The sequence below is a fragment of the Burkholderia sp. KL41 genome, from assembly GCF_057005415.2.
The window spans coordinates 341,975-364,252 of the sequence record NZ_CM174447.1; the positions used below are offsets into that span (position 1 = coordinate 341,975).

Consider the following 22,278-nt stretch of genomic DNA (forward strand, 5'->3'; position numbering starts at 1 on the left):
GGCGCGCTCGCACGGAATTGTCGATAATGTCGTGTTGTTATTCACCGGATGCCGACGATGACCGAAGCCACCCAAGCCCAGCCTGCCGTTCCGCGCCTCACGAGCCTGTCGCACGGCGGCGGCTGCGGCTGCAAGATTGCGCCGGGCGTGCTGTCCGAGCTGCTGAAGCGCGCGACGCCGCCCGCGCTGTTCCCGGATCTGCTGGTCGGTACCGAGACGTCCGACGACGCGGCCGTCTACCGTCTCAACGACGAGCAGGCGATCGTCGCGACCACCGACTTCTTCATGCCGATCGTCGACGATCCGTTCGACTTCGGCCGCATCGCCGCGACCAACGCGCTGTCCGACGTGTATGCGATGGGCGGCAAGCCGATCCTCGCGCTCGCGCTGGTCGGGATGCCGATCAACGTGCTGCCGCACGAGACGATCGCGGCCGTGCTGCGCGGCGGCGAATCGGTGTGCGCGGACGCCGGCATTCCGGTGGCGGGCGGCCATTCGATCGATTCGGTCGAGCCGATCTACGGGCTCGCGGCGATCGGCGTCGTGCATCCGTCGCGCGTGAAGCGCAACGCGGCCGCGCGTGCGGGCGACGTGCTCGTGCTCGGCAAGCCGCTCGGCGTCGGCGTGCTGTCGGCCGCGCTGAAAAAGAACCAGCTCGATGCCGCGGGTTACGCGCAGATGGTCGCGACGACCACCAAGCTGAACCGTCCGGGCGCCGACCTTGCCGCGCTGCCGGGCGTGCATGCGCTGACCGACGTCACGGGCTTCGGGCTGCTCGGTCATACGCTCGAGCTCGCACGTGGCGCGCACCTCACCGCGCGCGTGCACTACGCGTCGCTGCCGTGGCTCGCGGGCGTCGAGGCGTTCGTGGCCGACGGCGTGTTCACCGGCGCGTCGGGCCGCAACTGGGCCGCGTACGGCGCGGACGTTCACCTGGCCGACACGCTGCCGCCCGTCGCGCAGGCGCTGCTGACCGATCCGCAAACGTCGGGCGGCCTGCTGGTCGCGTGCGCGCCCGAGGCCGTCGACGACGTGCTCGCATGCTTCCGTGCCGACGGCTTCGACCGCGCGGGCGTGATCGGCGAGATGGTGGACGGGCCGGCGCGCGTCGATGTCGCGTGACGCCGAATCGCCGCAGCGGAGATTTTGCGTTCGCTAGAATCGGTGCCTTCGATCGAAGGCATCGACGACCGATGAACGACTTCCTGTTCGGGCTGATGATCGCGCTGTCGGTCGGGCCCGTTGCGCTGATGATCGCGAACTACGGGATGCGCGCCGGCACCGCCAGCGGCGTGCGCGCGGCGGTGGGTGTCGCGACGGCCGACGGCTGCTACGCGGTCGTCGCGTTCACGCTCGGCGCGATGCTTGCGAGCACGCTCGCGGCGCATCTGTCGCTGTTTCGTCTGGTGGGTGCGCTCGTGTTGCTCGCGATGGGCACGCGGATGCTGTGGCAGGCGCTGCGGGATCGGCGCCGCACGCTCGACGGCGATGCGCGGCCGCCGGGCACGCGCCCGTTCACGTCGATGTTTTTCGTCACGCTCGCGAATCCGCTCACCATCCTGCTGTTCTATGGCTATGCGACGGCTGCCGCCGGTGCGCATCGCCACTGGCTGCTTGGCGCCGCGTGCGTGTTCGCCGGCAGCCTCGCGGGGCAGCTCGTGTTCGCGTTCGGCGGCAGCACGATCGGGCACATCGTGAAATCGCCGGGGGGGCTCGCGGCGAGCCATCTGATCGCCGCGCTGGTCGTGCTCGGTTACGGTGTCGCAGGGCTCGTGCGCGTGTAGCGGTTCGGGAGCCGGCCGAAATCGATGTCGACGGGTGCGATACGCAGCGGCATGTCGGCAGGCGTTCGTTCCTGCCAACCCGATAGCATTCCTGATGGTTGTCATGCACGGCGACGGTGCGAAACCGACGACGCACATCGCATTGCGCAACACGCGCACGGCCGCACGAAACACGGGCAGTCGTTTCGTAGTCGGGTTCCGCAACGCGCACGCCCGTTCTATACTCCGTCGCGCAGTCTACGAGAGCCGTTCTCACCCAACATCATCGAAACAAGGAACGCCGATGCTGACTCGCTCCATTCTTTCCGCCGCTGCATTCTCGCTCGCAGCCTGTGCAACCGCGCCGTCGATCGCGCAGGACAACCAGGGCAACAACGCGGGCAACAATGCATTCGCCGAGACCGGTGCACAGGGCCGCCCGGTCAAGGTCATGATCATCACGATGTTCGGACCGGAGGGCCAGGCCTGGCTCGACCGGCTCGGCCCGTGGCGCGACATCGCCGTGCCCGGCCTGTCGCCCGACTACCCGAACGTCCACTGCAACAAGCAGGACGTGTGCGTGGTCACGACCGGCATGGGTTATGCGAATGCGTCGGCGACGATCATGGCGCTCACGTTCTCGCAGCGCTTCGATCTGCGCCGCACGTATTTCCTGATCTCCGGCATCGCGGGCGTCGACCCCGCGCAAGGCACGGTCGGCTCGGCCGCGTGGTCGAAGTACCTCGTCGATTTCAGCCTGCAGTGGGAGCTCGATGCACGCGAGATTCCGGCCGGCTGGAATACCGGTTTTCTCGGCATCAACACGAAGAGCCCGAACGACAAGCCGCCGCTCGACTATCGCACCGAGGTGTTCCAGCTCAACCCGCAGCTGACCGACGCCGCGGTCGCGCTGTCGCGCAACGTCGTGCTCGCCGACAGCGCGCAGGCGCAGGCCGCACGCGCGAAGTTCACGTATGCGCCGGCGAACCGGCCGCCGACGGTGATCCAGTGCGATACGTCATCGGGCAACACGTGGTTCTCGGGCACGCTGATCGGCGAGCGCGCGCGCCAGTGGACGAAGATCCTGACCGACGGCAAGGGCACCTACTGCATGACCGCACAGGAAGACAACGCGACGTATGAGGCGCTCAAGCGCGCGGCGAGCGTGAAGCGGGTCGACCTGTCGCGCGTCGCGGTGTTGCGTACCGGGTCCGATTTCGACCGGCCGTATGCGGGGCAGACGAGTGCGGACAACCTGCTGAACTACGCGGACCAGGGCGGCTTCGCCCCGGCGACCGAAAACCTGTATCGCGCGGGCAATCCGCTCGTGCAGGACATCGTGACGCACTGGGGCGAGTGGCGTGACGGGGTGCCGCGCCGTTGAGGGCCAGGCGACGGCTCGGTCGGTGGTCAATGCGAGTGCGGGGCCGAACGGAAAGGCGTCCAGACCGGCGTGGTGTCGTCCCAGTGATCGAGCGGCGAAGGAAGTTGGTCGTTCATCATGTGCTCCTGCAACTAACTGACTCAGCGAGTCGTCGATAGGTGTGTCGCGACGCCGCGCACGGGGCACCCCGCTGCGCGGCGTTGCCCGTTTACCGGCCCCCGCCGGCGAGCTGGTTGCTTTCCGGCAACGAGCGATACGGGCCTTGCGCGAGTTCGAGCCCTTGCGGGTACGAATTCGCCTTGCGCAGGTACGCGAGCGTGCCGTCCTTGCGGGCCTGCTCGACTTCCGCGCTCACTTCGGCGCGCGTGCGCGGGCCGTAGTGCTGCGAGTACCACGACGTATTGCCGTAGTCGCCGGCGTGCGGCGTGCCCGAATCGGCGAAGGCCGGTGCGGACACGGCGAGTGCGAGGGCGAGAGCGGAGAAAAGGTGGCGGCGGTTCATGGCATGACTCCTGTCGATACGAGTTAGCGCTTCAGCGCTTACTCAGATCCCATGCTTGGCATTTCGGAGTTGGGCGCCCTGGCGCTTGCTCCGGTCCCATCAAGCGGGATCTGTTCGATGCGCAACGAGGTGCGCGACAGGGTTTACTCTAGGTGTCTGTTCCGGCGCGATAAATGCGGCAGCCGCGAATTGAATTGTCGCCGTACAGGAACAATCGGAATCCGCACACGCAATGGGGGAATGCGGAAAGCCTTGCTGGCTGGCGCTGGCAGCGAGATGCGGTGGATCGGGCGGAGCATGTCGCGCAGCGATCAATCCAATCGGCGCAATAGTCTTCTGCATGCGATGACGGGATGTCGCGCGTCACGAGCGCCGTTCCTCCGTGCGTTGGCCGACGGGCGCGGCAGCCTGGCGATGCAGTGCGACGGTGCAATGGGCATGGTCGCGTTGCCACGGATAGGGGGCGTCAGATCGCCTCAAGTCGATAGCCGAGCGAATAGACCGCGCTGAGCCGCATGCCGTTCGACGGCTGGAGTGCCAGCTTTATGCGCAATCGATAGATGTGCGTGTCGAGGCTGCGCGATACGCGGGTCATGTCACGGCCCCACAGCGAAAGGATCAGCGCGTCGCGTGGCATGATGCGCCCGAGGTTACGAAACAGCAGCACGGCGAGATCGAATTCGCGTGGTGTCAGCACGATCTGCGTGCCGTTGAGCCGCACCGTCCGTGCCTTTGTATCGATCCGGTAGCAGCCGATATCGAGGGTCTCCAGCGGCGCACCGCCGCCGTGATACGCGCGCCGCAGCAACGCGTTGGTGCGCGCCAGCAGTTCGAAATGGTTGATCGGCTTGACCATGTAATCGTCGGCGCCGGCGTTGATCGCGGAGAAAATCTCGTCCTTTTGCGCGCGATTCGTCAGGAACAGGATCGGCAGGCACCCGCCGATGCGTTCCCGGGTCCATTTCAGCACCTCGAACCCCGACAGGCCCGGCACTTGCCAGTCGAGAATCAGCAGGTCGACAACCGCGTTCTCCAGATGGCGGATCGCCTGGTGGCCGTTGCCGACCGCATGTACGCGGTGCCCCGATTTCTCCAGTATTGCGGTGATCATTTCGACGTATGCGCTGTCGTCCTCGAGATATAGAACATTCATGTTTTGCACTCCTTTGTTAGCGAGCAGGTCGATCGTACTGCGTCGAGCATGGATGGAAGGATTCTTGTGATCCGTGTGAAACCGAGTGGCGACCGGCGAATTGCCGCGCATGTTCGCATCGTTACGCGCGTGCGATTGTCAACGATTTTGAACGCGTTAAGCCGTTGTTATAGCGTCGAAATTGCTTTCATCGGGGCATGTGAGGTCGATTTGTAGTCCATATTGTTGACAAAGGTTGTCAATATGAAACGGCAGCGCGATTACGCTCCGATGTACCGGCACCGCCTTGGTGGAGGCCCGGCGTAGAGGCGAGTCTTAAGGAGCGTCGCATGTTGATATACAAGTCGTTCATGGAAAAGAAGGCCTTGCTCGAAGAGCAACTGGAACGCGAGCGTCTTGCCATATCGGAGGCTGTGCTGCTCGAAGTCCGGCGCTGTATCGAGGAATTCGGGTTCACCCACAAGGAGGTGTTTCCGGCCGGTGCGATCGGCTCCGGGAGGAAGCGCCGGGCAAAGTATTTCGACCCGCGCACCGGGCAGACGTGGTCCGGCGTGGGGCGGGAGCCGGTGTGGTTGCGTGGTCAGGATCGCGACCGGTTCCTGATCGACGTCATGTCGCCGAATAAATCTGAGGATTCCTGATCATTTGATTGTTGAAGATTCGTCATGTCGGTCTCGGGGAGCTTCGACGCGGCGGCCTGTCATCGGCGTCGCGACGCGTTCGGAAGATCGCTCGCTCGGTGACACCGGGGTGACTGAGCGAAGCAGGTGGAACCAGTTCCACCGGGAATATTACATTTCGATTATGACAGTTCTAGTGGCGAACACCGGTGCCCCAATTTCTTTTTCGCCGGCCGGACCGAAGGGCGAGATCAGGAGCGAATTCGTATGAGCGATCAAGCAGCGCAACAGCACGACGAGGCGTTGGCGCCCGAGCGCGTGTTTGTCGGCATCAGCGTGACGCGGGAGACGGTCGAGGTCGGCATCTCGTCGCTGAGCGTGATTCTCGGCTACCGGAACGAGACGTTCGGCATCGAGTCGCTGACCGATGCGATAGCCGGATTGGCTCCTGCGCGCGTCGTGCTGGAGTCGTCCGGCGGCGCCGAATTCGAGGCGGCTTGCTCGCTGCAGGCCGCGCGACTGGCGGTGGCCGTTGCCTATCCGCATCAGGCCCGCGATTTCCTCGCGGGAGCGGTCGAGATTCCGCTCGAACGAAAAGGGGCGCGAGCCCGTTTGCTGACGGAACTGGCCCGCCAGTTCGATCAGCATCCGTCGTGCGCCCGGCTCGTCGAGCCGTTGTCCGACCCGCAACTACAGAGCTTGCAGGCGTTGGTGCAGCGCCGCCGGCAACTTGCGCGCACGCTGATCGCGGAGTATCAACTGCTTACGTGCTCTCAGGCGAACGTGCGCGGCGGAATCGAGCAGACGATCGCGTTCCTGGAAAACCAGATCGGCGTGATCGACCGCTATTGCGCGCGGCACGTGAGCGCGCAGCGCGCCGAGCTGGCACGGGCGATGGCGCGCGCGAAGCGGCCCGGCCGCGGCGCACCCGGCATGGGGGCCGCGGAATTCATGCGTGCGTGGCGAGCGAAGTGAAAAAGGCGCCCGGGTAGGCCGGACCTACGCGACCCACTCGTTGATGACCGGCGTGTCGAGCACCGGCGCGCGTTCGGCTTCCTCGAACGTGCGCTTGCTGCACGTCGCGTCGAGGCTGCCCTTGCCGCTCAGCAGCGGGCAACGGTCGAACACCTCGGCGATCCAGTCGACGAATACGCGCACTTTCGGCGACAGATGGCGGCTGTGCGGATACACGACCGAGATCGGCATCGGCAGCGGCTTGACGCCGGGCAGCACTTCCTTGAGCCGGCCTTCGCGCAGATGCGGCAGCACCATGAAGAGCGGCGGCTGGATCAGCCCGAAGCCTTCGATCCCGCAGGTCACGTACGCATCGGCATCGTTCACCGACACGATGCCCTCCATCTTCATCTCGACTTCCTGGCCGTCGGTCAGGAACGTCCAGTCGATCGTGCGGCCGGTGCGGCTCGAGAAGTAGTTGACGGCCTTGTGCTGGCTCAGGTCGTCGATCGTCTTCGGCTCGCCGTGACGCTCGAGATAGTCGGGCGACGCGACCGTCACGCATTCGAACAGGCCGACCCGGCGCGCGACGAGCGACGAGTCCTGCAATGCACCAACGCGGATCACGCAATCGACCCCTTCCTGCAGCAGGTCGACCGGCCGGTCGGACAGGCCGAGCTGCAGGTCGATGTCCGGGTAGCGCGTATGAAATTCGCACAGCGACGGAATCACGAGCAGCCGCCCGATCGAGCCCGGCATGTCGATACGCAACTTTCCGTGCGGCTTCCGGTTGTTCGCCTGGAAGCTCGCCTCGGTTTCCTCGACGTCCGCGAGGATCCGCACGCATCGTTCGTAGTACGCGGCGCCGTCCGGCGTGAGCGACAGCCGACGCGTGGTCCGGTGCATCAGCCGCACCCCGAGGAATGCTTCGAGATTCTGGATGATCGTCGTGACGGATGCCCGCGGCAGGCTGAGCGTTTCTGCTGCCTTGGTGAAGCTGCTTGTATCGACGACGCGAGTAAACACCTGCATGGCCTGAAGCCGGTCCATCACAACCTCCGCAATCTAATTTGCCGCCGGAACAAAGAGGCTGCGCTACCTCGTGGGTAAACGCAGCCTCGGATTGTTCGGGGGCGTTGAATTGTGTTGCCGGATTATAGGCATTTATCCCAATGTCTGCCGGACCCAGAATTCGTTCCATCTCGAAATGGATGCTGCATCGTCATGGACGCTTCTGAATTCAGCAAATTCCTGAAGGCCGCGTTGCCCGCCCAAGCCACGGCGGGCGCGGCGCTGACGGTCGCCGAAGTGGAAATTCCCGGCTACGCGCAGGACATCGTGCTGCGCCTGTACCGGCGCCCGGACAAGACCGGGTTGCCAGTGGTGCTTTATTTCCACGGCGGCGGCTTCGTCCGCGGTTCGCTCGAAGACGCCGATTTCGCCGCGCGCTTTTTAGCAGAACGCTTACCAGCTCTCGTAGTGTCGGTCGACTATTCGCTCGCGCCGGCCTTTCCCTTTCCGGCCGCGCCGGAGGATGCGTATCGCGCCGCCGTGTGGGCCGCGACGCGCGCCCGCGCGTTCGGCGGCAACCCGAAGAAGATCGGCGTCGCGGGCCACGACGCGGGCGGCCAGCTCGCGAACTGCCTCGCGTTCATCGCGCGCGATCGCGGCGAAGTGTCGATCGTCGCGCAGGCGCTGTTCGGGCCGATGCTCGACCCGAGCATGACGCGCATCGGCGACGCCGAGCGCCTCGCGTCCGACATCACCGCGCGCGAATGCGCGGCCTGTTATCGCGCATATCTGCCGCAGGCCGCGCAACGCATGCACCCGTATGCGGCACCGCTCGAATCGGTGCGCCTCGCGGGCCTGCCGCCGACGCTCGTCGTCACCGCGCAGAACGACGTGCTGCACGTCGAGGCGGAGAAATATGCGGGCTGCCTGATCTCGTCGGGCGTGCTCACGCAGGTGATCCGCTATCCGGACATCACGCACGCCGCGCTCGCGACGCACGAAGCCGCCTTCGAGGAAGCCGTGCGCTTCTTCCAGTGCCGCTTCCAGGCGCGCCAGCCCAACCGTTCCGAATAACCAGAACCAATCCACGTTTACCTGGAGATCCACATGGCCATCCTACGCACCTCCCGTTCCCGAATCGCGACAGCGGCGATCGTGACGCTTGCCGTCGTCGGCCTCGGAACGTTCGGCGCGATGCGCGTGAACGCGAACGCGCCCGAGAAAGCGGCTGCACCGCTGCCCGAAGTCGACGTCGCGACCGTCGTGCCGCAGACCGTCACCGACTGGCAGAGTTATTCGGGCCGCCTCGAAGCGGTCGAGAAAGTCGACGTGCGCCCGCAGGTGTCGGGCACGATCGTCGCGGTGAACTTCAAGGACGGCGCGCTCGTGAAGAAGGGCGACGTGCTGTTCGTGATCGACCCGCGCCCGTACCAGGCCGAAACCGATCGCGCGGCCGCGCAGCTCGCGGCCGCGCAAGCGCGCAACGGTTACGCGCAGACCGACTGGCAGCGCGCGCAGCGGCTGATCGGCGACAACGCGATCGCGAAGCGCGATTACGACGAGAAGCAGAACGCGGCGCGCGAAGCGGCCGCGAACCTGAAGGCCGCCGAAGCCGCGCTCGAAACGGCGCGCATCAACCTCGGCTATACGCGGATCACCGCGCCGGTGTCGGGCCGCGTGTCGCGTGCGGAAATCACGCTCGGCAACGTCGTGTCGGCCGGTGCGTCGGCCGCGCCGCTCACCACGCTGGTGTCGGTGTCGCCGATCTACGCATCGTTCGACGCAGACGAACAGACCTACCTGCAATACATCAACGGCGCGCGCAACGGCCGCAAGGTGCCGGTCGAGCTCGGCCTCGCGAACGAAACCGGCTACTCGCGCAGCGGCGAGATCGACTCGGTCGACAACCGGCTCGACACGTCGTCGGGCACGATCCGCGTGCGCGCACGTTTCGACAACGCGGACGGTGCGCTCGTCCCGGGCCTGTACGCACGCGTGAAGGTGGGCGGCAGCGCGCCGCACGAGGCGCTGCTCGTCGACGACGCGGCGATCAACACCGACCAGGACAAGAAGTTCGTGTTCGTCGTCGACCAGCAGGGCCGCGTGTCGTACCGCGAAGTGCAGCAGGGGCTGCAGCACGGCAACCGGCGCGTGATCGTGAGCGGCCTCGCGGCAGGCGATCGCGTGGTCGTGAACGGCACGCAGCGCGTGCGCCCCGGCGAACAGGTGAAGCCGCACATGGTCCCGATGACGGGCGGTGACGCGCCGTCCGCGCCGCTGGCGGACAACGCGAAGCCGGCCGCCCCGGCGAAGGCGGATTCGTAAGCGGCCCGCCGCTTCGCATCCGCGTTCAACCAGACAGAGCCACACATGAACATTTCAAAATTCTTTATCGACCGGCCGATCTTCGCAGGAGTCCTATCGGTGATCATCCTGCTCGGCGGGGTGATCGCGATGTTCCTGCTGCCGATCTCGGAATATCCGGAAGTCGTGCCGCCTTCCGTGATCGTGAAGGCGCAGTATCCGGGCGCGAACCCGAAAGTGATCGCCGAGACGGTCGCGTCGCCGCTTGAAGAACAGATCAACGGCGTCGAGGACATGCTCTACATGCAGTCGCAGGCGAACAGCGACGGCAACATGACGATCACCGTCACGTTCAAGCTCGGCACCGATCCGGACAAGGCCACGCAGCTCGTGCAGAACCGCGTGAACCAGGCGCTGCCGCGCCTGCCGGAAGACGTGCAGCGGCTCGGCATCACGACGGTGAAGAGCTCGCCGACGCTGACGATGGTGGTCCACCTGATCTCGCCGGACAACCGCTACGACATGACCTACCTGCGCAACTACGCGCTGATCAACGTGAAGGATCGCCTGTCGCGGATCCAGGGCGTCGGCCAGGTGCAGCTGTGGGGTTCGGGCGACTACGCAATGCGCGTATGGCTCGATCCGCAGAAGGTCGCGCAGCGCGGGCTGTCGGCCGAGGACGTCGTGCAGTCGATCCGCGAGCAGAACGTGCAGGTCGCAGCCGGCGTGATCGGCGCGTCGCCGTCGCTGCCCGGCACGCCGCTGCAGCTGTCGGTGAACGCGCGCGGCCGTCTGCAGACGGAAGACGAGTTCGGCGACATCGTCGTGAAGACCACGCCGGACGGCGGCGTCACGCACCTGCGCGACATCGCGCGGATCGAGCTCGACGCATCCGAATACGGGCTGCGCTCGCTGCTCGACAACAAGCCGGCCGTCGCGATGGCGATCAACCAGTCGCCGGGCGCGAACTCGCTGCAGATCTCGGACGAAGTCCGCAAGACGATGGCCGAACTGAAGCAGGACATGCCGGCGGGCGTCGACTACAAGATCGTCTATGACCCGACGCAGTTCGTGCGTTCGTCGATCAAGGCCGTCGTGCATACGCTGCTCGAAGCAATCGCGCTGGTCGTGATCGTCGTGATCGTGTTCCTGCAGACCTGGCGCGCGTCGCTGATTCCGCTGATCGCGGTGCCGGTGTCGATCATCGGCACGTTCTCGCTGCTGCTCGCGTTCGGGTATTCGATCAATGCGCTGTCATTGTTCGGGATGGTGCTCGCGATCGGGATCGTGGTCGACGATGCGATCGTGGTGGTCGAGAACGTCGAGCGCAACATCGAAAGCGGGATGAACGCGCGGCAGGCGACCTACAAGGCGATGCAGGAAGTGAGCGGGCCGATCATCGCGATCGCGCTGACGCTCGTCGCCGTGTTCGTGCCGCTGGCGTTCATGTCGGGCCTGACCGGCCAGTTCTACAAGCAGTTCGCGATGACCATCGCGATCTCGACGGTGATCTCGGCGTTCAACTCGCTGACGCTGTCGCCGGCGCTGTCCGCGATCCTGCTGAAGGGGCATGGCGACAAGGAGGACTGGCTCACGCGCGTGATGAACCGCGTGCTCGGCGGCTTCTTCCGCGGCTTCAACAAGGTGTTCCATCGCGGCGCGGAGAACTACGGTCGCGGCGTGCGCGGCGTGCTGTCGCGCAAGACGCTGATGCTCGGCGTGTACCTCGTGCTGGTGGGCGCGACCGTGCTGGTGTCGAAGGTCGTGCCGGGCGGCTTCGTGCCCGCGCAGGACAAGGAATACCTGATCGCGTTCGCGCAGTTGCCGAACGGTGCGTCGCTCGACCGCACCGAGAAGGTGATTCGCGACATGGGCTCGATCGCGTTGAAGCAGCCGGGCGTCGAGAGCGCGGTCGCGTTCCCGGGGCTGTCGGTGAACGGCTTCACGAACAGCTCGAGCGCGGGCATCGTGTTCGTCACGCTGAAGCCGTTCTCGGAACGGCATGGCAAGGCGCTGTCGGCCGGCGCGATCGCGGGTGCGCTGAACCAGCAGTACAGCGCGATGAAGGACTCGTTCGTCGCGGTGTTCCCGCCGCCGCCGGTGCTCGGCCTCGGCACGCTCGGCGGGTTCAAGATGCAGATCGAGGATCGCGGCGCAGTCGGCTATGCGCGGCTCGCGGATGCGACCAACGACTTCATCAAGCGCGCGCAGCAGGCGCCGGAACTCGGCCCGTTGTTCACGAGCTACCAGATCAACGTGCCGCAGCTCAACGTCGATCTCGACCGCGTGAAGGCGAAGCAGCTCGGCGTGCCGGTGACCGACGTGTTCAACACGATGCAGGTGTATCTCGGCTCGCTGTACGTGAACGACTTCAACCGCTTCGGGCGCGTGTACCAGGTGCGCGTGCAGGCCGATGCGCCGTTCCGCCAGCGTGCGGACGACATCCTGCAGTTGAAGACGCGCAACGACAAGGGCGAGATGGTGCCGCTGTCGTCGCTGGTCACGGTGACGCCGACGTTCGGCCCCGAAATGGTCGTGCGCTACAACGGCTACACGGCGGCCGACATCAACGGCGGCCCGGCGCCGGGCTTCTCGTCGGGTCAGGCGCAGGCCGCGATCGAGCGCATCGCGCATGAAACGCTGCCGCGCGGCGTGCGGTTCGAGTGGACCGACCTCACGTACCAGCAGATCCTTGCCGGCGATTCGGCGATGTACGTGTTCCCGATCAGCGTGCTGCTCGTGTTCCTCGTGCTCGCCGCGCTGTATGAAAGCCTGACGCTGCCGCTCGCGGTGATCCTGATCGTGCCGATGAGCATTCTGTCGGCGCTGACGGGCGTGTGGCTCACGCAGGGCGACAACAACATCTTCACGCAGATCGGCTTGATGGTGCTGGTGGGGCTGTCGGCGAAGAACGCGATCCTGATCGTCGAATTCGCACGCGAGCTCGAACACGACGGCAGGACGCCGCTCGAGGCCGCGATCGAGGCGAGCCGGCTGCGGCTGCGCCCGATTCTGATGACGTCGATCGCGTTCATCATGGGCGTCGTGCCGCTCGTCACGTCGACGGGGGCCGGTTCGGAAATGCGCCATGCGATGGGTGTCGCGGTGTTCTTCGGGATGCTGGGCGTGACGCTGTTCGGGCTGATGCTGACGCCGGTGTTCTACGTCGTGTTGCGTACGCTGGCGGGCGGCAAGATCCACGTCGCCGGCAAGGACTCGTCCGGCTACGGCGTGCCGGCCCAGGGCGTACCGGCTTCGGATGCTTGAGGATAAAAAGATGGACAACATGCACAACACGAACGGCCTGATGCGCTTCGCGAAGGTGGCGGCCGCGAGCACCCTGCTCGCGACGCTGCTCGCCGCGTGCGCGGTGGGCCCCGACTACAAGCGCCCGGATGTGTCGACGCCCGCCGCGTTCAAGGAAGCGCCGACGCTCGCCGCCGGCGAGCAGGCCGGCACATGGAAGACGGCCGAGCCGGCGGATGGCGAACATCGCGGCGAATGGTGGAAGGTGTTCGGCGATCCGGTGCTCGACTCGCTCGAGACCCAGGCGCTCGCCGCGAACCAGAACCTGAAAGCGGCGGCCGCGCGGGTCGAGGAAGCGCGCGCGGCGACGCGTTCGGCGCGCTCGCAATGGTTCCCTCAGGTCGGCGCCGGGTTCGGTCCGACGCGCGAAGGGCTGTCGTCGGCGTCGCAGTTCCAGCCGCAGGGCACGGGCCCGACCAATGCGACGCTGTGGCGCGCGCAGGGTACGGTGTCCTACGAAGCCGACCTGTTCGGCCGTGTCGGCCGCAACGTCGAGGCGTCGCGTGCCGACCAGGCGCAGAGCGAAGCGCTGTTCCGTTCGGTGCAGCTCGCGCTGCAGGCGGACGTCGCGCAGAACTATTTCGAACTGCGCCAGCTCGACTCCGACCAGGACCTGTACCGCCGCACGGTGGAGTTGCGCGATCAGGCACTGAAGCTCGTGCAGCGCCGCTTCAACGAAGGCGACATCAGCGAGCTCGACGTGTCGCGCGCGAAGAACGAGCTGGCCAGCGCGCAGGCCGATGCGGTCGGCGTCGCGCGCCGGCGCGCGGCATCCGAGCATGCGCTCGCGATCCTGCTCGGCAAGGCGCCCGCGGATTTCGCGTTCAAGGAAACGCCGATCGTGCCGGTCGCGGTGAAGGTGCCGCCGGGCCTGCCGTCCGCGCTGCTCGAACGCCGTCCGGACGTGTCGGCGGCCGAGCGCGCGATGGCGGCCGCGAACGCGCGGATCGGCCTCGCGAAGTCGGCATATTTCCCGAAGCTCGACATCACGGGGGCGTTCGGCTATGAGGCGTCGACGCTCGGCAACCTGTTCCTGTGGTCGAGCCGCACGTTCCTGCTCGGGCCGTTCGCGGGCACCGCGCTGACGCTGCCGCTGTTCGACGGCGGACGCCGTGCGGCCGGCGTGCAGCAGGCGCGCGCGCAGTACGACGAGCAGGTCGCGAACTACCGGCAGCAGGTGCTCGTCGCGTTCCGAGAGGTCGAGGACAATCTCGCCGACCTGCGCCTGCTCGACGACCAGATCCGCGCGCAGGATGCGGCCGTCAATGCGTCGCGGCGCGCGGCGACGTTGTCGCGCACGCAGTATCAGGAAGGTGAAGTCGCCTATCTCGACGTCATCGACAGCGAGCGCTCGGTGCTGCAGTCGCAACTGCAGGCGAACCAGCTCACCGGTGCGCAGGCCGTGTCGACCGTCAACCTGATCCGCGCGCTCGGCGGCGGATGGGGTGCCGCGCCGACGGCGGTCGGCGATGCGGCGTCCGGCAAGGCGGAGGTCGCCGCGCGTTGATGCCGCGGCCCGCCAAGGGCCGTTCAGGCAGATGGCTGATATGGCCGATCGATGAAGAACCCCGATCCGTGGCAACGCGGATCGGGGTTTTTTATTGGCCGCTCGTCATGACTGCTCTTCGGGCGTCACGTCCGTGCGTTCGGCGATCACCACCGCGTAGCGGCCAACCGCATCGGCGATGCGTTGCGCCAGTTCGGGATCGCGCACCGCGCGCGCGAGCGTGACGCCGCCCGACAGCAGTGCAAGGAACGCGATCGCACGGTCGTCGTCGGGCGTGTCGCCCAGACCGGACGCGACTTCGTCGACGATCTGCCGCAACGCCTGTTCATACGCGTCGCGCGTGTCGTCGTCGGCGCGCATCACTTCGGGCGACAGGCTCGGCAGCGCACAGCTTTCGCCGAGTGCGCAGGTGCGCCGCGGCCCGAGGTAGAACGACACGAACGGGCGGCGCCAGCGCGCGCCATGCTCGGCCTTGAACGTCGCGACGCCTTGCCGGAGCTGCTCGAGGCCGTCGAGCACGACGTTGCGGAACGCCTCGCCTTTCGATTTGAAATGCCCGTAGAACGCACCGTTGGTGACGCCCGCGGCCTTCGTCAGCGGACCGATGCCGGAGCCGCCATAGCCCTCCTGGCGGAACAGGCGGCTCGCGGCCTCGAGGATGCGCGTGCGGGTTTCGTGCTTGTGCTCGACGGAATAACGCATGACAGGCTCGCTTCAGAGCGATCGCTCTTTATCGCTTGCATAGAGAGCAATCAGTGTCTAATGTATAGAGAGTGACTGATATTTATATCACGTCACGATTCCGATGACCTGACCAGGAGAACGTGCGATGCCGATTACGCTGACAGTATCTGAAGGGGTTTTCACGCCGGACGACGAGGGGCCGGTGTTTGCCGAGTTGACCGATGCGCTGCTGGATGTCGAAGGATTGACCGGGAACGGGTTCCTGGCGCCGAACGTGGTGGGCACGCTCAACGTGCTGCCGCGGCACCGGACCTTCGTGCATGGCCGCGCGGAGCCCGCCGCGTTCGTCGAGCTGAAGCTGCCGGCGGTGGCGCTCGCCGAGCCCGACAAGCAGCGGCAATTCGTCGAACGGGCGACCGAGATCGTGCTGCATCGAGCGGGCGGGCGGCTGACGCCCGCGCAAGTGTGGGTGAACGTCGTGCATGCCGTCGATGGCGGATGGGGTATTGCCGGGCGGCGGTACGACAACGCGTCGCTCGTCGATTCGATCCAGAGTGCGGCTGCTGCGGCTTCGCATTGACTGCAATTAACTGCAACTAACGGTCAAGCCCTCAAGCGTTGACCGACGGTGCGGCGGCGATCGCCGCCGCACCGGTTACTTGTCGTTGCCGGCAGCCCGCAGCGCGCGCACCAGTTCGCTCGCCGCCTTGCCGAGCCCCGTGTGTTTCGGCCGGCGCAGATACACGGGCAGCGGCAGCCCGTTGCGGATGTTCGCGAACACGAGCGGCGCGAGTTCGCCGTCGGCGGTGTACCGGCCGACCACGGATTCCGGCAGGTTCGCCCAGCCGTGTCCGGCCTTCACCAGCGCGATCGCGGTGGCCATGTCGGTCACCTTCCACGTGCGGTTGCCGATCAGCGGCCGCACGTCGGTGAGCGGCCGTTCGGGATCGGCGATCACGATCTGGCGGAAGCCCGACAGCCGCTCGATCGCCCCGGGTTGCGCGCATTCGGCGATCGCCGGATGGCTCGGCGCGGCGACCGCGACGAGCGTCTCGGTCCACAACGCGTGGATCTGTTCCTGCGGATGAAGATCGAGCCCGCCGTACGCGACACAGAGGTCGATGGCGCCGCGATGCAGCGCGTCGACGGTCACGTCCTGCGGCGCCGTGACGATGCTGATCGCGAGCGCCGGATATTTCGCGGCCACGGCCGTCAGTGCTCGGGCAACCGGCGCGCCGTCGATTTCGGCCGCGAGCCCGAGCCGCAACGTATCTTCGACGCCTTCCGACAAATGCTGCGCATGCGCGCGCAGCGCGTGCAGCCGCTCGGCGATCGAGCGCGCATCGGGCAGCAACGCGGCCATCGCGGCGGTCGGCGTCGGTTCGCGCGTGCCGCGGTCGAACAGCACGAGGTCGAGTTCGGCCTCGAGGTTCGCGATCGCCATGCTGATCGCCGACGGCGTGCGGCCGAGCGCGCGCGCGGCCGCCGAGAACGAGCCCTGGTCGACGACGGTCAGCAGCATGTCGATGTGGTCGCTGGTCAGCATGCACCGCCTCCTGTCAGAAAAATTGAAAGGACCTGACTTTGGCGAGCGGGGGCCCGCTGATAGTCTCGCCACCTTGTTCGAGATGAAGGTGGATGGTCATGCAAGGGTGGAAGAGACGCATAGTCTATGTCGTGATGTTCGAGGTGCTCGGCATCCTGGTCGCATCGTCGGTGCTCGGCATGCTGAGCGGCGCGAGCGTGGCGGCGAGCGGCCTGCTGGGGGTGATGATCTCGACGACGGGCGTCACCGTCAATTTCCTGTACAACCTCGCGTTCGAGGCGTGGGAGCGGCGCAGCGCGGCGACGACGCGCACGGTCGGCCGCCGCGTGCTGCATGCGATCGGCTTCCAGGTCGCGCTCGTGACGTTCCTGATCCCGTTGATCGCGTGGTGGCTCGACGTGTCGCTGCTGCAGGCGTTCCTGTACGACGCGGTGCTGATCGTGTTCTTCCCGATCTTCACGTTCGCGTACAACTGGGCGTTCGACGGCGTGTTCGGACTGCCGGATGCGGTCACGCGCAAGGCGGAGCCGGTCGTCTGGTGACCGGTGGCGCGGCGGCGCGTGCGCATGCAGCGGCCATCGGCATGGGCGAGCATCGGGTGACGTACTGGCGCTTCGATGGCAGTACGTATCAGCCGGGCGACTCGTGGATTGAAACGGGCGCCGGCAGCGATGCCGACGGCAACGGTCCGGCTATCGCACAGGGCGGGACGTCGGTCGGGGTGACCTGCCGATAGCCGCCCGACAGAACTTACGCGGCGACGAACTCGTGCACGTAACGGTTGAACACGGCGGGGCTCGCCGCGTTCATCCCGTGCGATGCGCCGGCGACGGTCTGCCGTTGCGCATTGCCGATCCACTGCGTCAGCGTATCGACATTGTGGCGGAACATCTTCGGGCTGCGCTGGCCGTCGATCAGCAGCGTGCGGCACGCGATGTCGCCGGCCGTGTGCTGCGAGTATGCGGGCAGCGGGTCGCGCAGCTGCTTCGGCAGCGTGCTTGCGTTGTCGATCGCCATCGTGCGGAAACGCGACGTGCTTTTCTTCCACGCGCCGGGCAGGCTCACCGAATCGACGAACATCTCGAGGCCCGCTTCGACGTCGCCTTGCCCGATCAGGCTCACGGCCTTCGTGCGCAGTGCGATCGCGGCGGCCGGCAGCGCGGCTTCGCGCACGCCCGGCTGTTGCAGCGGGCCGCCCGGATCGGCGAGCGTCAGCGATTCGACGAGTTGCGGATGCTGGCGCGCGACGTTGAACGCGACGCTGCCGCCGCGCGAGTGGCCGACCAGATGCACGGGGCCGAGATCGAGCGCGTCGATGAATTCGGCGAGCTCGTCGACGTGGTTCTGCCAGCTGAACTCGTCCTGGATGCCCGCTTCGACGGCCGGCCAGTAGTGGCTGAGGCTCGGCGCGATGCAGCGGTAGTGGGCCGACAGCGACGCGAGCTGCGGATCCCAGTAGCGGTAGTCGCACAGCGAGCCGTGCACGAACACCATCGGCGCGCCGCTGCCCCGCTCGACATACGGCAGGCTGATGCCTGACGAAAGCGTCGCAAATTGCAGGTCGGGGTTCGCGAGCACGGACGGCTCGATTCGCATGTTCATGACTGAAAGACTCAAAGGTGCGTCAACACGACGCAACTATGCATCACGGCGACCTGCAAGGAAAACGCATAATTTTCATCGTGACGATCAATTTTTTTGATGGCTCGGCCGCAAACCCTTGTCGGAAGGGGATGGGTGTCGATGCTTTCAATCGTCTAACGATTGGCCGTGAAGCCGGACAGGCCCGGAAAGGCGCGTGCGACGGCCTGCGCACCCGCGCATCGCAACCGGGGAAAACGGGAAAACGGGGAAACGGGAAGGACGCGCGCCGCGAACGCGGCCCGCGTTTCAGCGCACCGCCAGCGCAGGCGCCGTCTGAAGCTCGACGGGGAGGTCGTTGTCGGCCGCGAACTGCATCGCGAAGTCGAAGGCGTCCGCGCATACGGTGCGCAATTCGTCCGACACGAACAGGCATTTGACGTTGCCGTCGACCACCGGCATCGCGAGCCGCGACAGCGCGCACGGATAGCCGGGCCGCCGCTCGCCGACGAACAGCGTGATGACGCCCGCGAGGCGCTCGGGCCAGTCGCTCGGGCGGAAGGTTTTCTGCGCGCGCGTGACGCCGCGGATCAGGTGGCCGGCGACGCGGCCCTGTTCGGTGACTTCGATGCGATCCATGCTGTGCGTGTCCTCGTTCGCGTCATTCGCCGCCATCGGCCGCCGCGTCGCCGCGCGCGGGAATCCGCAGGTTGCGCAGCTTGTGATAGAGCGTCTTCTTCGGCATGCCGAGCGCTTCGCTGGCCTCCGCGACGTTGCCGTTGTGACGCTGCAGCATGTCCTCGATCAGCATCCGCTCGAAATACGCGAGCTGCTCCGCGAGCGTGCCGCCCGCGGCCGGCGTGCCGCCGGACGACAGCAGGCTGTCGCCGGTCAGCCCGAGCACGAAGCGGTCGGCCACGTTCTGCAGCTCGCGCACGTTGCCGGGCCATGCGTGCGTCATCAGTTCGGATACCTGCGCAGCCGTGACGACCGGCGCCGGCTGCCCGAAGCGCCGTGCGGCCGCGAGCACGAAATGCTCGAACAGCAGCGGCACGTCTTCGCGCCGCTCGCGTAGCGGCGGCAGCTCGATCTGCGCGACGTTGAGGCGATACAAGAGGTCGGCGCGGAAGCGGCCGTCGGCCGCCAGTTCGGCAAGATCGGCCTTCGACGCGGCGACCACGCGGCAGTCCACCGGAATCAGCTCGTTCGCGCCGAGCCGCTCGACCACGCGCTCCTGCAGCACGCGCAGCATCTTGACCTGCAGCGGAACCGGCATCGTCTCGATCTCGTCGAGGAACAGCGTGCCGCCGTCCGCCCATTCGATCTTGCCGATGCGCTTCTTGATCGCACCCGTGAACGCGCCGGCCTCGTGGCCGAACAGCTCGCTTTCGAACACCTGCTCGGGCAGGCCGCCGCAGTTCAGCGCGACGAAATGCGCGTCGCGCCGGCCGCCGAAGTCGTGCAGGCTGCGCGCGATCAGTTCCTTGCCGGTGCCCGTTTCGCCGGTGATCAGCACCGACACCGACGTATCGGCGAGACGCAGGATCTTCTTGCGCACGTCGGCCATCGCAGGCGACTTGCCGAGCACGAACGCCTCGATGCCCTGCCAGTTGTTCAACGCCGCGCGCAGGCCCTGCACCTCGAGCGTCAGGCGGCGCTTCTCGACCGCGCGCGCGACGCGCCCCGCGATCACGTCCGACGAGAACGGTTTCTCGATGAAGTCGTACGCGCCGACCTGCATCGCGCCGACGGCCGTCGAGATATCGGCGTGGCCGCTGATCAGCACGACCGGGATCTGCGCGTCGATGGCCATCACGCGATCGAGCAGCTGCAGCCCGTCGATGCCCGGCATCCGCACGTCCGACACGATCACGACCGGCGCGCCGGGCGCGACGTGATGAAGCGCGTCGGCGGCCGACGCGAAGGCATCGACCGCGAAGCCGGCAAGCGCCACCGCCTGCTCGACGCCGATCCGGACGTTTTCATCGTCCTCGACGACCAGCACCCGAATCTCATCTTCCATGCTCTGTCCTTTGCAGCGTTGCCGCCGCGAATTCGATACTGAACTGCGCGCCGCCTTCGTCGCGGTTCGTCGCGGCGATCTTCGCGCCGAACGCCTCGACGATGCGCGACGTGATCGCGAGGCCGAGCCCGAGGCCCTGGCCGCGCGGCTTGGTCGTGACGAAGGGCTCGAACAGGTGCGGCAGCACCTCGGGCGCGATGCCCGCGCCGCTGTCGGCGACGGTGAAGCGCACACGGCCCGCTTCGTCCGGCCCGGTGGCCTCGATGACGATGCGGCGCACGGGCGCGTCGCGCACCGCGTCGAGCGCGTTGCCGAGCAGGTTCACGATCACCTGCTGCAACTGGCTCGATTCGGCCGACACGGCGGTGCCGGGTGCGATGTGCACGTCGAGTTGCACGCCTTCGTCGCGGATCCGCGCATCGTAGATGAGCCGCGCATGTGCGACGGCCTCGTTCAGCGAGACCGCGACGCGCTCGACGTCGGGCTTGCGTGCGAAGGTCTTCAGCTCGCCGGTGAGCACGGCCATGCTGTCGACGAGCTTGCCGATCCGTTCGAGATTGGCGAGCGCCGGCGCCGGCTGGCCGCGCTCGAAGAACGTGCGCGCGTTGTCGCACAGCGTGCGGATCGCGACGAGCGGCTGGTTCAGCTCGTGCGTGAGGCCGGCGGCCATCTGCCCGAGCACCGCGAGCTTGCCCGCGTGCACGACTTCCTGCTGCGACGCGCGCAGCCGCTGCTCGGTGCGCTCGCGCTCGACGATCTCGCGCTGCATCCGTTCGTTCGCGGCCGTCAGCGCGGCCGTGCGCTGCGCGACGGTCAGCTCGAGCCGGTCGTTCGCGCGCCGCAGCGCGTCCTGCGCGTTCAGCCGCGCGACGATCGCGCGGCGGCGCTGGATCGCGTAACCGGCCAGCAGCGCGGCGATCAGGAACGCGCCGGTGACGAACACGAAGGCCGTCTGCTGCTGGCGCCGCGCCCCCGCGATGTCGAGCAGCACCATCAGCGAATCGCCGGCCTGCGGCGCGGGGCGCGACATCACGAGATAGCGTGTGGTGCGGCCGGTGTGGCGCGGATCGGGGAAGGTGCCGAACCATGCGGCCGCGCTGCGGTCGCCGATGCGGCGGTACGGCAGCGCGTCGACCGTGCGGCCCGCGTACTGTCGCGACGCCTGGATGTCGCGCTGCTGCTGCGCGGTGATCGGGCGCAGCGCGGTGAATTTCCACGCGGGTTCGGTCGAGATAACGACCACGCCGTTGCCGTCGACGACCATCGCGGCGACGCCCGGCGCGCGCCACGCCGATTCGAGCGGATCGACGCTGATCTTCACGGCGGCGACGCCGATCGGCACGCCGTCGTCACGCACCGCGCTCGCGAAGTAGACGCCCGGCACGCCGGTGTTGGTGCCGATGCCGAAGAAGCGGCCGCTGCCGCGCGCGAGCGCGTCCTTGAAATACGGCCGGTACGACACGTTGGTGCCGACGAAGCTGAGCGTCTCGTTCCAGTTGCTGGCGGCGATCACGTCGCCCTGCAGGTCGATCACGTCGACCGCGCCGCTGCCCGCGTCGCGGTTGACGGCTTCGAGGTACGTGTCGACCGTGTGCACGAGCTCGGGGGCATCGTGCGGCGCGGCTTTCAGCATCGCGCGCACGCGGTCCTGCCGCGCGACCAGGCCGGGCAGGATCTCGAAGCGGCCGAGTTCGCTCTTCAGGCTCGATGCATAGAGGTCGAGCCGGTGCGCGCCGGTTTCCTCGAGCGCGTCGATCGCGCGTTCCCACGCGAAATCGACGGCCGCGGCCGCCACGCACACGTACAGCACGCCGGCCGATGCCCAGCCCCACCACGGGATTCCCTTGAAGCTCTTCTGCACGTTCGCCCTCATCGAAGCCCGCAACCGGTCGCCCGGAGCGACGCCCCGAACGACGCGCGCCGCGCGCCGGCAAGGCCGG

The 22,278-nt window shown here is 66.9% G+C and carries 20 protein-coding genes; 11 read left to right on the forward strand and 9 right to left on the reverse strand.

Going from position 1 to position 22,278, the window contains the following annotated elements:
* Positions 1-57: 57 nt before the first annotated feature.
* From selD to PQB87_RS19220, 3 genes are all read left to right on the forward strand, one after another.
* Positions 58-1,122, forward strand: a complete 1,065-nt coding sequence (gene selD, locus PQB87_RS19210) for a selenide, water dikinase SelD (RefSeq protein WP_174415014.1) — start codon at positions 58-60, stop codon at positions 1,120-1,122.
* A 71-nt stretch (positions 1,123-1,193) separates the two neighbouring features.
* Entirely contained in the window at positions 1,194-1,784 is a 591-nt protein-coding gene (locus PQB87_RS19215; RefSeq protein ID WP_489243509.1) for a LysE family translocator, read from the forward strand.
* Between the two features lie 283 nt (positions 1,785-2,067).
* Positions 2,068-3,147, forward strand: coding sequence for a purine-nucleoside phosphorylase (locus PQB87_RS19220; protein ID WP_021156407.1), 1,080 nt, complete (start codon positions 2,068-2,070; stop codon positions 3,145-3,147).
* 208 nt (positions 3,148-3,355) lie between these two features.
* Here PQB87_RS19220 and PQB87_RS19225 read toward each other — a convergent pair whose 3' ends face one another.
* Positions 3,356-3,649, reverse strand: coding sequence for a DUF4148 domain-containing protein (locus PQB87_RS19225; protein ID WP_047902332.1), 294 nt, complete (start codon positions 3,647-3,649; stop codon positions 3,356-3,358).
* A gap of 466 nt (positions 3,650-4,115) precedes the next feature.
* Positions 4,116-4,802 carry a response regulator transcription factor gene (locus tag PQB87_RS19230; protein ID WP_059684134.1) on the reverse strand — a complete coding sequence of 229 codons (687 nt, stop codon included), beginning with the start codon at positions 4,800-4,802 and terminating at the stop codon, positions 4,116-4,118.
* A 329-nt stretch (positions 4,803-5,131) separates the two neighbouring features.
* Between PQB87_RS19230 and PQB87_RS19235 the strand changes: the two genes are divergently transcribed.
* Both PQB87_RS19235 and PQB87_RS19240 read left to right on the forward strand, forming a co-directional pair.
* Positions 5,132-5,443, forward strand: coding sequence for an H-NS histone family protein (locus tag PQB87_RS19235; protein WP_059684135.1), 312 nt, complete (start codon positions 5,132-5,134; stop codon positions 5,441-5,443).
* 126 nt (positions 5,444-5,569) lie between these two features.
* Positions 5,570-6,397, forward strand: coding sequence for a hypothetical protein (locus PQB87_RS19240; protein WP_153490504.1), 828 nt, complete (start codon positions 5,570-5,572; stop codon positions 6,395-6,397).
* 24 nt (positions 6,398-6,421) lie between these two features.
* Here PQB87_RS19240 and ceoR read toward each other — a convergent pair whose 3' ends face one another.
* Positions 6,422-7,426: a putative multidrug efflux transcriptional regulator CeoR gene (gene ceoR, locus PQB87_RS19245; RefSeq protein ID WP_021156406.1), complete on the reverse strand. Its 1,005-nt coding sequence runs from the start codon at positions 7,424-7,426 to the stop codon at positions 6,422-6,424.
* Positions 7,427-7,600: 174 nt separating this feature from the next.
* On the opposite strand from ceoR, the gene PQB87_RS19250 reads away from it, so the two are divergent.
* From PQB87_RS19250 to opcM, 4 genes are read left to right on the forward strand one after another with little or no spacing between them, the layout of a single operon-like run.
* On the forward strand, positions 7,601-8,461 hold the full coding sequence (locus PQB87_RS19250; RefSeq protein ID WP_027790468.1) for an alpha/beta hydrolase: 861 nt from the start codon (positions 7,601-7,603) through the stop codon (positions 8,459-8,461).
* Positions 8,462-8,494: 33 nt separating this feature from the next.
* Positions 8,495-9,712, forward strand: a complete 1,218-nt coding sequence (ceoA, locus tag PQB87_RS19255; RefSeq protein ID WP_027790469.1) for a multidrug efflux RND transporter periplasmic adaptor subunit CeoA — start codon at positions 8,495-8,497, stop codon at positions 9,710-9,712.
* 45 nt (positions 9,713-9,757) lie between these two features.
* Positions 9,758-12,958, forward strand: a complete 3,201-nt coding sequence (gene ceoB / locus PQB87_RS19260; protein ID WP_059684138.1) for a multidrug efflux RND transporter permease subunit CeoB — start codon at positions 9,758-9,760, stop codon at positions 12,956-12,958.
* A gap of 10 nt (positions 12,959-12,968) precedes the next feature.
* Positions 12,969-14,504, forward strand: a complete 1,536-nt coding sequence (gene opcM, locus PQB87_RS19265; RefSeq protein WP_059684140.1) for a multidrug efflux transporter outer membrane subunit OpcM — start codon at positions 12,969-12,971, stop codon at positions 14,502-14,504.
* A 105-nt stretch (positions 14,505-14,609) separates the two neighbouring features.
* Here opcM and PQB87_RS19270 read toward each other — a convergent pair whose 3' ends face one another.
* On the reverse strand, positions 14,610-15,206 hold the full coding sequence (locus tag PQB87_RS19270; protein WP_059684142.1) for a TetR/AcrR family transcriptional regulator: 597 nt from the start codon (positions 15,204-15,206) through the stop codon (positions 14,610-14,612).
* A gap of 127 nt (positions 15,207-15,333) precedes the next feature.
* On the opposite strand from PQB87_RS19270, the gene PQB87_RS19275 reads away from it, so the two are divergent.
* A complete protein-coding gene (locus PQB87_RS19275; RefSeq protein ID WP_489243510.1) occupies positions 15,334-15,768 on the forward strand; it encodes a Tautomerase enzyme in 435 nt (144 codons plus the stop codon).
* Positions 15,769-15,843: 75 nt separating this feature from the next.
* Here the strand turns inward: PQB87_RS19275 and PQB87_RS19280 are convergent, their stop codons facing one another.
* Complete coding sequence (locus tag PQB87_RS19280; RefSeq protein WP_060061106.1) at positions 15,844-16,734, reverse strand: LysR family transcriptional regulator; 891 nt, start codon at positions 16,732-16,734, stop codon at positions 15,844-15,846.
* Between the two features lie 98 nt (positions 16,735-16,832).
* On the opposite strand from PQB87_RS19280, the gene PQB87_RS19285 reads away from it, so the two are divergent.
* Positions 16,833-17,276 carry a PACE efflux transporter gene (locus PQB87_RS19285; protein WP_042972729.1) on the forward strand — a complete coding sequence of 148 codons (444 nt, stop codon included), beginning with the start codon at positions 16,833-16,835 and terminating at the stop codon, positions 17,274-17,276.
* 208 nt (positions 17,277-17,484) lie between these two features.
* Here the strand turns inward: PQB87_RS19285 and PQB87_RS19290 are convergent, their stop codons facing one another.
* From PQB87_RS19290 to PQB87_RS19305, 4 genes are all read right to left on the reverse strand, one after another.
* Complete coding sequence (locus PQB87_RS19290) at positions 17,485-18,336, reverse strand: alpha/beta fold hydrolase (RefSeq protein WP_048023420.1); 852 nt, start codon at positions 18,334-18,336, stop codon at positions 17,485-17,487.
* A gap of 288 nt (positions 18,337-18,624) precedes the next feature.
* Positions 18,625-18,954 carry a DUF3579 domain-containing protein gene (locus PQB87_RS19295; RefSeq protein WP_060061173.1) on the reverse strand — a complete coding sequence of 110 codons (330 nt, stop codon included), beginning with the start codon at positions 18,952-18,954 and terminating at the stop codon, positions 18,625-18,627.
* Between the two features lie 22 nt (positions 18,955-18,976).
* A complete protein-coding gene (locus tag PQB87_RS19300) occupies positions 18,977-20,338 on the reverse strand; it encodes a sigma-54-dependent transcriptional regulator (protein WP_027790480.1) in 1,362 nt (453 codons plus the stop codon).
* Positions 20,328-22,211 carry a sensor histidine kinase gene (locus tag PQB87_RS19305; protein WP_489243511.1) on the reverse strand — a complete coding sequence of 628 codons (1,884 nt, stop codon included), beginning with the start codon at positions 22,209-22,211 and terminating at the stop codon, positions 20,328-20,330. The genes PQB87_RS19300 and PQB87_RS19305 overlap by 11 nt, the downstream gene beginning before the upstream one ends.
* Positions 22,212-22,278: the final 67 nt, after the last annotated feature.

Excerpts from the sequence above, each read along its gene's own strand:
- selD (WP_174415014.1), top strand. The coding sequence starts at position 58 with ATGACCGAAGCCACCCAAGCCCAGCCTGCCGTTCCGCGCCTCACGAGC.
- PQB87_RS19215 (WP_489243509.1), top strand. The coding sequence starts at position 1,194 with ATGAACGACTTCCTGTTCGGGCTGATGATCGCGCTGTCGGTCGGGCCC.
- PQB87_RS19220 (WP_021156407.1), top strand. The coding sequence starts at position 2,068 with ATGCTGACTCGCTCCATTCTTTCCGCCGCTGCATTCTCGCTCGCAGCC.
- PQB87_RS19225 (WP_047902332.1), bottom strand. The coding sequence starts at position 3,649 with ATGAACCGCCGCCACCTTTTCTCCGCTCTCGCCCTCGCACTCGCCGTG.
- PQB87_RS19230 (WP_059684134.1), bottom strand. The coding sequence starts at position 4,802 with ATGAATGTTCTATATCTCGAGGACGACAGCGCATACGTCGAAATGATC.
- PQB87_RS19235 (WP_059684135.1), top strand. The coding sequence starts at position 5,132 with ATGTTGATATACAAGTCGTTCATGGAAAAGAAGGCCTTGCTCGAAGAG.
- ceoR (WP_021156406.1), bottom strand. The coding sequence starts at position 7,426 with ATGGACCGGCTTCAGGCCATGCAGGTGTTTACTCGCGTCGTCGATACA.
- PQB87_RS19250 (WP_027790468.1), top strand. The coding sequence starts at position 7,601 with ATGGACGCTTCTGAATTCAGCAAATTCCTGAAGGCCGCGTTGCCCGCC.
- ceoA (WP_027790469.1), top strand. The coding sequence starts at position 8,495 with ATGGCCATCCTACGCACCTCCCGTTCCCGAATCGCGACAGCGGCGATC.
- ceoB (WP_059684138.1), top strand. The coding sequence starts at position 9,758 with ATGAACATTTCAAAATTCTTTATCGACCGGCCGATCTTCGCAGGAGTC.
- opcM (WP_059684140.1), top strand. The coding sequence starts at position 12,969 with ATGGACAACATGCACAACACGAACGGCCTGATGCGCTTCGCGAAGGTG.
- PQB87_RS19270 (WP_059684142.1), bottom strand. The coding sequence starts at position 15,206 with ATGCGTTATTCCGTCGAGCACAAGCACGAAACCCGCACGCGCATCCTC.
- PQB87_RS19275 (WP_489243510.1), top strand. The coding sequence starts at position 15,334 with ATGCCGATTACGCTGACAGTATCTGAAGGGGTTTTCACGCCGGACGAC.
- PQB87_RS19280 (WP_060061106.1), bottom strand. The coding sequence starts at position 16,734 with ATGCTGACCAGCGACCACATCGACATGCTGCTGACCGTCGTCGACCAG.
- PQB87_RS19285 (WP_042972729.1), top strand. The coding sequence starts at position 16,833 with ATGCAAGGGTGGAAGAGACGCATAGTCTATGTCGTGATGTTCGAGGTG.
- PQB87_RS19290 (WP_048023420.1), bottom strand. The coding sequence starts at position 18,336 with ATGAACATGCGAATCGAGCCGTCCGTGCTCGCGAACCCCGACCTGCAA.
- PQB87_RS19295 (WP_060061173.1), bottom strand. The coding sequence starts at position 18,954 with ATGGATCGCATCGAAGTCACCGAACAGGGCCGCGTCGCCGGCCACCTG.
- PQB87_RS19300 (WP_027790480.1), bottom strand. The coding sequence starts at position 20,338 with ATGGAAGATGAGATTCGGGTGCTGGTCGTCGAGGACGATGAAAACGTC.
- PQB87_RS19305 (WP_489243511.1), bottom strand. The coding sequence starts at position 22,211 with ATGAGGGCGAACGTGCAGAAGAGCTTCAAGGGAATCCCGTGGTGGGGC.